Below are 12,207 nucleotides of genomic sequence, written 5' to 3' on the forward strand. Positions count from 1 at the left end.
TTATGCGCTTTCCAACGCTGGTTTTTGATATCGAAACCTTGACTGATTTAAAGGCGGGGGCGCATTTGTATCATCTGGACTTGCCGGATGATGATTTGGAACAAGCACTTACCAAAATCCGCCGTCAGGAATCGGGTATGGATTTTCAGCGGTTGCCTTTGCATGAAATTGTTTGTATCTCAGGTTTATGGATTGATGAGCACGGTTTAAGATTATTCTCTTTTAGTCAGGAACAGTATTCTGAAGCTGAAATTTTAGTCAGGTTTTTATCAATTTTTGATAAGCGTCATCCAACCCTAGTCAGTTGGAATGGTTCACAGTTCGATTTGCCTGTAATTTTATTTCGCGCTATGTATCACGGTTTATCCGCACCAAGTTTATTTGATCAGGGTGAGTTAGATACGCAAAAGCGTTATAATAACTACCAGAACCGTTACCATCATCGGCACATTGATGTCATGGATGTCATGGCAATGTTCAACGGGCGAAATTTTCAAAAGCTGGATGATATCGCTTGCTTGTTCGGGTTCCCGGGAAAGCGAGGAGAATCTGGTTATCAGATTCCGACCTATGTACAAAATGAAAAATGGTTAAAACTCACCAGTTATTGTGAGGGGGATGTGCTGAATACGTGGCTGATTTATTTACGCTGGTTATTGCTTAAAGGCCAATTACAGCCTCAGGAGCACGAGCAATGGATTCAGTCGACAATTCATTACTTACAGCAAAACCCTTCACATACTGAGTTTTTACAGGTTTGGCAACAGACCAGTCAACACACTCCATTCACTCAACATTATTTTTCACCAAAATTTCACGATACATCACACGATTAGGTTCTCTCTTGAAACACGCCGCCAAACCTTTTGTTCAGCCCCCTGTTTATACTTTTCAGGTGGAATCCCTATCGCATGAGGGGCGTGGTATTGCACATTTTGGAACTGCTGCTGAACATCCTCAGGTCAAAACTGGCAAAAAAGTCTTTATTCGTTATGCCTTACCGGGTGAAACAGTCCGAGCTAAAATTACCCATGAGACCAAGCGACTGGAAGAAGGGGAGCTGGTTGAGTTACTGAGTGAACCTTCTTCATTACGTGTCCCACCGATTTGCCCGCATTATGGCCGTTGTGGGGGATGTAGCATGCAACATATGCATCCTGACGAACAAATTCAGTTAAAACAGACTGTATTGAAGTCGCATTTGCAACATTTTGCTGGTTTAGATGCGACTGAGTGGCTGCTACCTTTACGTTCAACACGACAGGATTATCGGCATCGTACCCGTATTGGGGTGCGTTATCTGCCTGCAAAAAAACAGTTGATAATGGGTTTTCGTGAACATCAGAGTAATCGTTTAACCCCTATTACGACTTGTCCAATCCTTGAAATGCAGCTAGCAGATGCCTTACCTGAATTAAAGCAATTACTCCAAAGTCTAAAAGGCAAAGCCAATATCGGTCATATAGAATTGGCCAAGGGCGACACTGATATTGCATTGTTGGTTCGTCATGTTGAGCCTTTGGTAGGTAAAGATAAGGGTTTACTGCTTGATTTTGTTAAACAGAAAGGCTGGCAGCTTTATTTGCAGCCAAAAAGTTTTGCGGGAAGTTTAGAACGAATTGATACTCCACAAGCCGAGATGCGTCTGCATTATAGTTTGCCTAAATTTGATTTAAATTTTGCGTTTTCGCCACTTGATTTTACGCAAGTTAACCCAAGTGTAAACCAGCAGATGGTACAATTGGCATGTGAATTGCTACAACTAAAACAGGGTGAGCAGGTGCTCGATTTATTCTGTGGCTTGGGCAACTTTACCTTGCCGCTGGCGCGTTGTGTAGGAGCAACGGGTCGTGTCGTGGGCGTAGAGGGTAGTGAGGAAATGGTACAGCGCGGAACAGAGAATGCGAGACGTAATCATATTTCGCATGTCGAGTTCTATTCACAAGATTTAACAAAAGATTTTTCGCATCATTCTTGGGCAAATCTCGGATTTGATGCATTATTGATAGACCCTCCACGTGCGGGTGCATATGAAGTTATGCAATATATCCCGAACTTTGGAGCAAAAAGAATCGTTTATGTATCATGTAATCCAGCAACACTGGCAAGGGATGCAAGTGTATTGGCAGAGCATGGTTATCAATTAAAAAAAGCAGGGGTGATGGACATGTTTACACATACGGGACATGTCGAATCGATTGCTTTATTTGAAAAAATTAAAGAGATAAACGATTAAAAATGAGTATCACCATAGGAGAATGGTATGGTCACAGTACGTGAACAGTTACCTGAACGGCTTACAGAGCTGTCAGAGGAAACGACTGGAGAACATGCCGAAGAAGCACAACGTGAATTAGCTACATGGCTAGATCGCGTTCGTGAAATTTTAGACGGTGCAGAGCTGAAAAAGCTTGAAAATATTGCCTATCTTATTTTACAAAAAGAGCTGGCTTTAAATGTTAATCATTCTTCCAATACCTTCTCAACGGGGATTGGAATGGCGGATATTCTGGCACATTTACATGTCGATGAAGATACCTTATGTGCAGCTATGCTATATCGTTGTGTCCGTGAAAATGTCATTACACTGGAAGAAATCCAGAAGAAATTTGGAGATCAAGTTTATAATCTCGTCAAAGGCACTTTGGCGATGGGTAAACTGTCTGAACTAATTGAGAAGAACAAACGACTCGAAGATCACTTTAACAATAATCAGCGCGAACACTTAAGTGGCATTTATAAAATGCTGATTTCAGTAACAGAAGATGTTCGAGTTGTGCTGATTAAACTGGCCGAACGTACTTTAGCATTACGAGAGCTTGCGACGTCATCGCGGGAGCGTCAGGAACGTGTCGCGCGCGAGATTCTGACTATTTATTCTCCTTTGGCGCATCGTCTTGGAATTGCCCAGCTTAAATGGGAACTTGAAGATTTAGCTTTCCGTTATTTGGCTCCAGATCGTTATAAAGAAATTGCTTCTTTGCTGAATGAAAAACGACTTGAGCGTGAGCAATATATTCAATTTGTGATTGATCAACTCAAGACCGAGTTAAGTGAACATGGCATTGAGTCGGAAATTACAGGTCGGGTAAAACATATTTATTCAATTTATCGAAAAATGAAGAGTAAAAATCTGAGTTTCGATCAATTGTATGATATTCGTGCTTTACGTGTTTTAGTTAAAACTATTCCTGAATGTTATCATTCCTTAGGCATTGTTCATCAAATCTGGCGACATATTCCTCATCAGTTTGATGATTATATTACCAATCCTAAAGCCAATGGTTATCGGTCTTTGCATACCGCCGTGATTGCTGAAAATAAATCACTGGAAGTACAAATTCGTACTTATGAGATGCATCAAGAGGCAGAGCTTGGCGTTTGTTCTCACTTTAACTACAAAGAGGGTTCTAAAACAACAGACCACTCTTTCAATCATCGTCTACATTCTCTAAGAGCAGTTCTTGAACATTATCAAGAGCGTAATGAAAGTAATGTCCATAAAAATGAAGATGAATCAGAGAATTTAGAAGATCTTCAGAACTTTGAAGATTTTGAAAAAATTTATGTTTTTAGCCGTGATGGTGATATTAAAGAATTACCACGCGGTTCTACCGTGCTGGACTTTGCTTATCATGTGCATACCGAAGTCGGAAACAAATGCTATGCAGCACGTGTCAATCAACGTTATGTGCCCCTTACTTATGCATTAAAAACGGGTGAGCAAGTTGAAATTTTAACCAAAAAAGATCGTGAGCCGAACCGTGACTGGTTGGTGAACTCTCTAGGTTATATCAAAACTGCTCGTGCTCGCGATAAGTTACGCCATTGGTTTAGACAACAGGATCGTAGTAAAAATCTGGAAGTTGGCCGTGAAATTCTAAATAAAGAATTGTCACGTCTGGCGATTCACCCAAAAAGTATTGATCTCAATGATTATTCATCACATTTTAATCTGAAAACAGGTGATGACATATTGGTTGCATTGGTCAGCGGTGATATCAGTCTGCATGCGCTGATTAATCAGGTTAATCGTCAAATGCATCTGGATAATGACGAACCTGAACTGGTACTTAAACCGACCTTGAATCCTCGCGCCAGTCATACTCTGTCTGCACATGGTATTCTGATTGATGGTTTGGATAATGTTGAATTGCATATCGCTCAGTGCTGTCAGCCTGTACATGGTGAGTCGATTGGAGGCTATATTACGCTGAATCGCGGGGTAAGTATTCATAAGATTGGTTGCCCAGATTATCAGCGTATGATCAAAAATGAACCAGAGCGAGCTGTTGAAGCCGATTGGGAAATGCAACCTACACGTGGTCAGAGTGTTCAGATCGTGATTGATGCTTATGATCGTCGTGGTCTACTTAAAGATCTGACACAAGTGATTTTTTCAGATCAGATCAACATTCGTCAGGTTAATACCATTTCAGAAGCTGATGGCATCGCCAATATGAAATTGTTGATTGAAGTCAAAGGGTTGGCTCAATTGTCACGGTTATTGGCGCGTTTGGAACAACAACCAGGAATTATCAGTGCGCGCCGCTTGGTACAAGGGAATTAAATTTAGGGCGGATTGAAACTATTAAAAACAAAGAAGCCCATCTATTTGAGATGGGCTTCTTTATGACTGTAGAAAAGATGCTGTAATTTGGTTCAGCATCTAAGCCTAGTGATTATTCAGAAACAGGATTGCGTTTTTTTACATTACGCATCAATGTTTCCAGACATTCACGGTGATGGCTTAAACGATGTTCAAGCAACTGAAAATCGACTTTGAGCTTATGATCAATCTGATGAATCTTTTCTGCCATCGCTGCTTTTTTGGCGTGTAATTCCTGTTCCTTGAGTTTGGCCCAGTCATTCAAGGTATGAGTAAATGCTTCATATTCTTGAGCAATACGCTGTTTCATTTGGGCAAGATCGGTATTAACATCATGACCATAAATGGCTAAGTCCTGCTCCGCATATTTGAAACGCATTGCCAATTCAGCCTTTTGAATATTAAAGCTTGGAATACGGCGTAGATTTTTTGCTAAGCCCAGTTTTGAACATGACCAGATTAGCCATTTGGTTGGGTCATATTGCCACCATTTCACGCCATTACGATAATCGTACTGGAAGATGTGATGATAGTTATGATAGCCCTCACCCCAAGTAGCAATTGCCAGCCAGAAATTATCCCGTGCCGTGTTTTCGTCAGTATAAGGACGTTTGCCCCACATATGACAGAGTGAGTTAATGAAGAACGTCACGTGATGGCTTAAAATTAAGCGAACTAATCCACCCAGTAACATTACGCCCCAAATATCACCCACAGCCCAGCCTACAGCGCCTAGAATTACAACATGAACAGCAATGACCAGCGCAATGTAATATTTATGCTGGAACATGACCAATTTGTCATTGAGCAAATCGGGTGCATTTTTAAAATTAGGTTCCGCTGCCGGATAGTCGCGTAACATCCAGCCCAGATGTGCGTACCAAAAGCCTTTTTTGATGGAGTAGGGATCTTTTTCGATATCATCGACATGACGATGATGGGTACGGTGTCCTGATGCCCAGAAAAGGATACTATTTTGAACCGCAAAGGTTCCCATAATCATCAGGATAATTTTTAAAGGTAATGTTGCCTCATAAGCACGATGTGCCCATAGGCGATGATAACCAGCGGTAATACCTAGACTGCTCATACCTAATAGCACAAACATGCTAATCCATGATGCTAAACTAAAATCATGGTGATAAGCATAAAGTGGGATCGCAATGATCGCGACAATAGGTAAAAAAACTAAAGCAAAAATTGCAATCCAGTTGATTGGGGCTTGAGTTGCGGGAGTATTCATCTCCATCAGCGCTCCTGGAAACCTTTGTATAAAAGGTTAAGAATAATACAATCTGGCCCTGAAACTATAACGAACATGACGGGCTACGAATTCAACATATTAACATGAGCGAACACATGTTCACTAGCAATATTGTACAAGTGTATTGATCAAAACAGTAACAGAATTCAACAATGTATTTATTGATTTTATCGCAAGATCCATCATGTTTATGAAAGATAAACGATGCAATAAATAGGGTAGGCATTTTGTGAGAAAATCTTTACAGCATTTACTGTTTTTAAGTCTGCTTTTGAGTTTAGCAGCATGTCAAAGTACAACAGCACCCGTACAAAAAACGAACGCCAAACAGGCAGTCAATATGCAATCTCCTAAACAAGCTTTGCCACAGCCTATGCGTAAAAGCAGTGATGGCATACAGGATGTGGTTTGGCAGATTACGACAGTTCAGCAGAAACGTGCTAAATTTTTTAATCAAATGCCTTTTTTAACTCTCAATTCGGCCATACAAACTGTGCAAGGAAATACAGGATGTAACGCTATTTTTGGTCATTATACTTACAACCTCAGCTTACAGCAGTTAGATTTGGATGTACGAGCGGGGCATCAAAGTTGTGATGGTGCGCTGGCACAGGAAGCTGAATTGATTGATGCTTTGCAACGAGTCAAACGGTTTAGACTACAAGGCAATGCGATGGTATTTCTGGATCAAAGTGGGCAGATTTTATTGCAAGCACAAAAAAAGTAAAATAATCAGGTTGTATCGAGGGTTATGTTTGAGTTGCTTTGACTAGGTTAAAGCTGCTCCAACATTAATGTCGGATAATCGGTAATTAAGCCTTGTACGCCTTCATCTCTTAGTTGTTTGGCACGTTCTACATGATTTACCGTCCATACACTAATATTCAATTTTGCCTGATGCGAAAGTTGAAGCATGTCCGGGGTTGCTAATTGATCCATCCAGCCAATATGACAGCATCCTAGTTGTTGCGCTATTTCAATCGTCTTCGCTTTTATATCTTCTTCAATCAATAATCCACGTTTGAAGACACTTTTTTGCTGTTGTAGGGAATGCAAAATTTTTGTATCAAAACTGGTGATGGTGACTTGTGTCTCAAGACCGTTTAGGTGCTCAGCTAAGGCATGAGTCAGTTTGTCTGCATCTGCCTGATCATTTACTGCTTTTACTTCTAGTTCGATATGATTAAAGTCATTTAAAAAGTTTAAAACCTGTGCAAGCGTGGGAGTATATTCAGCTTGTGTCCAGTTTTGCCAGTTTTCACGATGATCATAGTGTTGTAGGTCAAGGTTTTCTTCATACACAGAGCCAGAAATACCAGTAGTACGTAAAAAATTATCATCATGGATCACCACAAGCTGACCGTTGTGTCGTTGACGGATATCAAACTCGACAGCACGAACGCCTAAATCCCTTAAGTATTGAAAACCTCCAAGTGTATTTTCAGGTGCTTCGCCACGTGCGCCACGATGACCAATGATTTGCATAGTTGAACCTATCTGCAAGATTGAGTTTTGATCTTAAGCCTTAAATCGTATCATTAATATTACGTTGCCAAAGTACTTCCGAACCACCACTTTCGTATTGTAAGGTGCGAGAGGCTACAAATAGCCAATCCGATAAGCGATTCAGTAATTGTAATGACGTCGCTTGGATATTTTGGTCGCGTTGTTGTACCGTGATTAAACTGCGTTCTGCGCGACGACAAACAGCCCGGGCTTGATGTGCATAACTACACGCCAGACTACCGGATGGTAAAATAAACTCTTTAAGCATTGGAAGTTGTTCATTCATCTGGTCAATACTTTTTTCCAGATATTCGATGCTGGCATCTTCTAATAGCGTATAGTTGGGAATGCAAACTTCACCGCCTAAATCAAATAGCCAATGTTGAATAAGACTTAAATGTTTTTCCCACTTTGCTTTTTCAGTGCATTTAGAGTCTGCAATTTGCGCCCGCAGTACACCTAAAATAGCATTGAGTTCATCAACATCGCCTAATGCTGCAATGCGTAAATCATCTTTAGAAACGCGAGAACCGTCACCTAAGCCTGTAGTGCCTGCATCGCCAGTGCGGGTATAAATTTTACTTAAACGGTGTCCCATAATATTTCCTTATCTTGGCCTTTAAAAAAGGATAATGTCGGTCAAGAACATTATCCTTAAAACTACATAATTTGAAATATCTTTATAAACTTTTGTTTAGTAAGATAGGGTTACACCTGCTGATGCAAGACGACCACCATTGATGTAAAACTCATCTCCATAATAATTTGCAGTTTTGTATTTTACATCCCCGACATTTTTAATATTGGCAAATAGTTTCACATTCGGATTTAAATTCCAGTATCCGTGCAAATCTACAGTGGTATAGCCTGGAGTCTTTGCTGAATTTGCAGAGTTAGAGATTTTTGATGTCGATTTTGCCACTACAACCGCACTCAAGCCATACACTTCATTTTCCAAACCTGTCGTAATGCTCAAACTTTGACGTGGACGTCGAATTAATTCGAGTTTAGTCTCTTCATTTTCTGTTTTAACATAGGCATATTCAGAGCTAAGGAATAAATCATTATCTTTCCATTTAAAACCGACTTCACCACCTGTCATTTTAGCTTTGCTGACGTTTGCATAAGTTGAGTCAGGATAGCCAAATACATATTCAATCAGATTTTTAACTTTAGTTTGATAAACCGAAGCATAGGTTGAAAGACCATAAGCAAGTTTTTGGTCGATACCAATTTCATAGGAAATACTTTCTTCTGGTTTTAGGTTTGGATTACCATAAGTATTCCCCCATGTAGGGTCTTCATAAAAATAATAAAGTTGGTTGCCTGTAGGTGCCTTAAATGCAGTTCCCACATTGGCATAAACGCTGGTCAGTGGTGCAATTTGATAACGACCTGCGAGCTGTCCCACAGTGTGCGTGCCAAATTGATCATTGTCTTCAATACGAATACCTGCCTGAGTACTTACGCCATTATTTTGATACTGATGTTGTAGATAATAGCCTGTTGAATCTAAACTTTTTTTATTGCCAAGTATTGAGAGACTATCGACATCTGCATTATTAATTGAAGCACCGAGCAAAATATTTTGATGATCTGTGAACTTCCAGCGTAAGTTTAGATCACCTTCATTCCTCTCAGTATTGAAATAACCAGTATAACTTTTACCTGTCAGCTCGTCCTTGAAGTTTGAATAGCGTGCATTCAAGATTAAATTTGGGAGAATGTTATAACGACCATTGGCATTGATGAGGCGATTAAAAATGTCATGTGCGCCGCCGTAATAGATGTTAGTGCCTTTATTTTCGTTTATTTCGACATTGGCAGCATACTGTGTCTGTTCATAACCGACTTTAGCACTATAACCAATTTGGTCGTAGCTTGAACGTTCATTTGTTTTATTGGTGACAGGGGTGCCATCACTTTCCATACGCTGACCACGTAATTGTGCATAAAAACCTTGTGTACTCACTAGATCTGCACCAATCACAGATTTATAGGTCTTATCTTCACCTGCTTCTGAGGTGACAAAGAGCCTTTGTTGAGTCGGTGCTTTGGTGACGACATTGATCACACCACCAATTGCATCTGTACCATATTGCACAGATGCAGGACCTTTTAAAATTTCGATTTGAGCTGCATCGCTAAGATCAATATATGGAATACTTGCACCACCATCCAAAGCAGTGTTTAGGCTTGCGCCATCTTTGAGGAATAAGGCGTGGGTTGAATTAGTACCACGAATAAAAGCAGAAGTCAGTTGACCAACACCACCACTTTGTATGATATTTAAACCTGCTTCACGGCGCAGAAGTTGACCTAAGTCTGTAATTGGTGATTGCTCAATCGTTTCTTGATCAATCACTGAAATACGTGCAGGTACTTCACTGACCTTCTCTTCACTTTTAGAAGCAGTTACGACAATTGGATCAAGTTTTGTGGCGTTTGTTGTTTCATCGGCAAATGCAATAGATGAAAACCCCATCGCAATAGCGATTGCACCTACTAAACGCGTAGGCTGTAAAGAAATAGACATGATTTGCTCCATACATTCACCCCTCGTGAATGATTGAGTTAGCGGATGCAACAAGCAGGTTTCCGGACTTCAATGTTATACATAAGTATTCCCATATTCACCTTCCCACATAACATCATGCAGTGGTGTTAAGCTCAAATCAGCTTAAAAAATATGCTTTACATCGTTACCGTTGCGGGGGCAGTGCTGGAGTTTCACCAACTTCCCTATAGCGATTGCTTTGACTTGTTGCCATTTGGGCGAAGTATAAAGTCTGGCTGTGAATTAAACAATCTGAATACGATCTATTCACGCTAAGTTTTCACGCAACGAGTCTAAATTGCATTACAATAGTTTATTTATGATTTATAGATGGCTATAGATCAGGCAAACAAAGAGCCTTATCCCTATGCGGACGCGCGCAAAAATTTGCGGTATTACCCGTTCCCAAGATGTTTTATCGGTAGTTCAAGCTGGTGCTGATGCCATAGGCTTTGTATTTTTTCCACCTAGTCCACGTTATGTAAGTCCAGAGCAAGCCCAGCAACTTATTGAAAATATTCCACCCTATATTCAAGTGGTGGGTTTATTTGTCAATGCCAGTGCGGAGGATATTCAGGCTATACTTGATCGTGTGGCATTAGATGTCATACAACTACATGGTGATGAAACACCTGAGCAATGTCAGCACATTGCACGAGTATGCAAGCGTCGCTGGTATAAAGCTATTCAGGTCAAGCCTGATCTGGATGTCGTGGTCGAAATTCAGCGTTATCAGGCTGCAGGTGCAAGTGCAATTTTGTTGGATGCGTGGCATCCTGAACTTAAGGGTGGAACGGGTCATCAATTTGATTGGTCGAAGTTTCCCCAAATGGATATTCCTCTGATTTTAGCAGGGGGATTAACCTCTGAAAATGTCGTTGAGGCAATTGAAACAACGCATGCTTATGCTGTAGATGTTAGTGGTGGTGTAGAATCTGCCAAAGGTGTAAAAGACCAACAACTTATAGAACGATTTATGCAAGGAGTCCAACGTGGATCAGCAAAACGCTAGTCAAAACGGTCACATGGTTGACTATACGCAATATCCAGATGCTCGTGGGCATTTTGGTATTCATGGCGGACGTTTTGTGTCAGAAACGCTCATGGCGGCTTTGGAAGATTTAGAAAGCCTGTATAACCGCATGAAAAATGACGAGCAATTTCTGGCAGAATTCGACCGTGATCTGGCTTTTTATGTCGGACGTCCTAGTCCGCTATATCATGCTGAGCGATGGTCTAACCACTTGGGCGGTGCACAAATCTATTTAAAACGTGAGGACTTAAATCATACAGGTTCTCATAAAGTGAACAATACTATTGGGCAGGCTTTACTGGCTAAACTGTCTGGTAAAAAACGTATTATCGCAGAAACTGGCGCAGGCCAGCATGGTGTTGCGACAGCAACAATTGCAGCACGTTTGGGCATGGAATGTGTAGTTTACATGGGCGCTGAAGATGTAAAACGTCAGGCCATGAATGTATACCGTATGCGTTTGTTAGGGGCAACCGTAGTACCAGTGCAAAGCGGTTCAAAAACTCTGAAAGATGCCATGAACGAAGCGATGCGTGACTGGGTGACCAATGTTGACAGTACCTATTATGTTATTGGAACCGTGGCTGGGCCGCATCCATATCCACAATTGGTACGTGACTTTCAGTCCATTATTGGTCGAGAAGCACGTCAGCAGATTCAGGAACAGGCCGGTCGTTTACCCGATGCTTTAGTTGCTTGTGTCGGTGGTGGTTCCAACGCAATGGGCTTATTTTATCCATTCCTGAATGACCAAAATGTCAAAATGTATGGCGTTGAAGCAGCGGGTTATGGGGTTGAAACGGGTAAACATTCAGCGCCATTGAATGCGGGTCATGTGGGTGTATTACATGGTAACCGTACTTATCTGATGAGTGATGCACAGGGTCAGATTATAGAAACTCATAGTATTTCTGCTGGTCTGGACTATCCCGGTGTTGGACCTGAACATAGTTTCTTAAAAGACATGAATCGTGTGCAATATGTGCCAATCAACGATGATGAAGCATTGCAAGGTTTTCGCGATTTGACTCAGATTGAAGGAATTATTCCTGCGTTAGAAAGTTCACATGCAATGGCCTATGTCACAAAACTTGCACCTACTCTGTCTAAAGATCAAATTATTATTGCGACAGTGTCGGGTCGTGGCGATAAAGACTTGATGACGGTTGCGCGCGTAGATGGTGTTGAAATGGTTGAAATGTAATATTCACCTTATTCATTTTAAGGATTTAGGCTGC

At 41.0% G+C, this 12,207-nt stretch carries 10 protein-coding genes and 1 riboswitch; of the genes, 6 read left to right on the forward strand and 4 right to left on the reverse strand.

Going from position 1 to position 12,207, the window contains the following annotated elements:
* Nucleotides 1-2: 2 nt before the first annotated feature.
* The 3 genes from IAE19_RS02385 to IAE19_RS02395 are packed head-to-tail and all read left to right on the forward strand — an operon-like array spanning nucleotide 3 to nucleotide 4,570.
* A complete protein-coding gene (locus IAE19_RS02385; RefSeq protein ID WP_200459328.1) occupies nucleotides 3-836 on the forward strand; it encodes a 3'-5' exonuclease in 834 nt (277 codons plus the stop codon).
* Nucleotides 837-844: 8 nt separating this feature from the next.
* A complete protein-coding gene (rlmD, locus tag IAE19_RS02390) occupies nucleotides 845-2,236 on the forward strand; it encodes a 23S rRNA (uracil(1939)-C(5))-methyltransferase RlmD (RefSeq protein ID WP_200459329.1) in 1,392 nt (463 codons plus the stop codon).
* 27 nt (nucleotides 2,237-2,263) lie between these two features.
* Nucleotides 2,264-4,570 (forward strand): RelA/SpoT family protein, encoded by a 2,307-nt coding sequence (locus IAE19_RS02395; RefSeq protein ID WP_200459330.1) that lies wholly within the window; start codon nucleotides 2,264-2,266, stop codon nucleotides 4,568-4,570.
* A 112-nt stretch (nucleotides 4,571-4,682) separates the two neighbouring features.
* Here the strand turns inward: IAE19_RS02395 and IAE19_RS02400 are convergent, their stop codons facing one another.
* Complete coding sequence (locus tag IAE19_RS02400) at nucleotides 4,683-5,852, reverse strand: acyl-CoA desaturase (RefSeq protein WP_200459331.1); 1,170 nt, start codon at nucleotides 5,850-5,852, stop codon at nucleotides 4,683-4,685.
* A 250-nt stretch (nucleotides 5,853-6,102) separates the two neighbouring features.
* On the opposite strand from IAE19_RS02400, the gene IAE19_RS02405 reads away from it, so the two are divergent.
* Nucleotides 6,103-6,600, forward strand: a complete 498-nt coding sequence (locus IAE19_RS02405) for an META domain-containing protein (RefSeq protein WP_200459332.1) — start codon at nucleotides 6,103-6,105, stop codon at nucleotides 6,598-6,600.
* A gap of 47 nt (nucleotides 6,601-6,647) precedes the next feature.
* On the opposite strand, the gene IAE19_RS02410 is transcribed toward IAE19_RS02405, so the two are convergent.
* The 3 genes from IAE19_RS02410 to IAE19_RS02420 all read right to left on the reverse strand — a co-directional run bounded on the left by IAE19_RS02410 (nucleotide 6,648) and on the right by IAE19_RS02420 (nucleotide 9,915).
* Nucleotides 6,648-7,358, reverse strand: a complete 711-nt coding sequence (locus tag IAE19_RS02410) for a glycerophosphodiester phosphodiesterase (RefSeq protein WP_200459333.1) — start codon at nucleotides 7,356-7,358, stop codon at nucleotides 6,648-6,650.
* Between the two features lie 40 nt (nucleotides 7,359-7,398).
* Complete coding sequence (locus tag IAE19_RS02415) at nucleotides 7,399-7,977, reverse strand: cob(I)yrinic acid a,c-diamide adenosyltransferase (protein ID WP_200459334.1); 579 nt, start codon at nucleotides 7,975-7,977, stop codon at nucleotides 7,399-7,401.
* A gap of 96 nt (nucleotides 7,978-8,073) precedes the next feature.
* Entirely contained in the window at nucleotides 8,074-9,915 is a 1,842-nt protein-coding gene (locus IAE19_RS02420; RefSeq protein ID WP_200459335.1) for a TonB-dependent receptor plug domain-containing protein, read from the reverse strand.
* Nucleotides 9,916-9,950: 35 nt separating this feature from the next.
* Nucleotides 9,951-10,159: riboswitch (cobalamin riboswitch) on the reverse strand.
* A 144-nt stretch (nucleotides 10,160-10,303) separates the two neighbouring features.
* On the opposite strand from IAE19_RS02420, the gene IAE19_RS02425 reads away from it, so the two are divergent.
* Both IAE19_RS02425 and trpB read left to right on the forward strand, forming a co-directional pair.
* Nucleotides 10,304-10,948 carry a phosphoribosylanthranilate isomerase gene (locus IAE19_RS02425; RefSeq protein WP_200459336.1) on the forward strand — a complete coding sequence of 215 codons (645 nt, stop codon included), beginning with the start codon at nucleotides 10,304-10,306 and terminating at the stop codon, nucleotides 10,946-10,948.
* Between the two features lie 13 nt (nucleotides 10,949-10,961).
* A complete protein-coding gene (gene trpB / locus IAE19_RS02430; protein WP_227612178.1) occupies nucleotides 10,962-12,173 on the forward strand; it encodes a tryptophan synthase subunit beta in 1,212 nt (403 codons plus the stop codon).
* Nucleotides 12,174-12,207: the final 34 nt, after the last annotated feature.

Source organism: Acinetobacter sp. S40 (assembly GCF_016624705.1).
In the GTDB taxonomy this organism is placed as follows: domain Bacteria; phylum Pseudomonadota; class Gammaproteobacteria; order Pseudomonadales; family Moraxellaceae; genus Acinetobacter.

Excerpts from the sequence above, each read along its gene's own strand:
- IAE19_RS02385 (WP_200459328.1), top strand. The coding sequence starts at position 3 with ATGCGCTTTCCAACGCTGGTTTTTGATATCGAAACCTTGACTGATTTA.
- IAE19_RS02395 (WP_200459330.1), top strand. The coding sequence starts at position 2,264 with ATGGTCACAGTACGTGAACAGTTACCTGAACGGCTTACAGAGCTGTCA.
- IAE19_RS02400 (WP_200459331.1), bottom strand. The coding sequence starts at position 5,852 with ATGAATACTCCCGCAACTCAAGCCCCAATCAACTGGATTGCAATTTTT.
- IAE19_RS02410 (WP_200459333.1), bottom strand. The coding sequence starts at position 7,358 with ATGCAAATCATTGGTCATCGTGGCGCACGTGGCGAAGCACCTGAAAAT.
- IAE19_RS02415 (WP_200459334.1), bottom strand. The coding sequence starts at position 7,977 with ATGGGACACCGTTTAAGTAAAATTTATACCCGCACTGGCGATGCAGGC.
- IAE19_RS02420 (WP_200459335.1), bottom strand. The coding sequence starts at position 9,915 with ATGTCTATTTCTTTACAGCCTACGCGTTTAGTAGGTGCAATCGCTATT.
- IAE19_RS02425 (WP_200459336.1), top strand. The coding sequence starts at position 10,304 with ATGCGGACGCGCGCAAAAATTTGCGGTATTACCCGTTCCCAAGATGTT.
- trpB (WP_227612178.1), top strand. The coding sequence starts at position 10,962 with ATGGTTGACTATACGCAATATCCAGATGCTCGTGGGCATTTTGGTATT.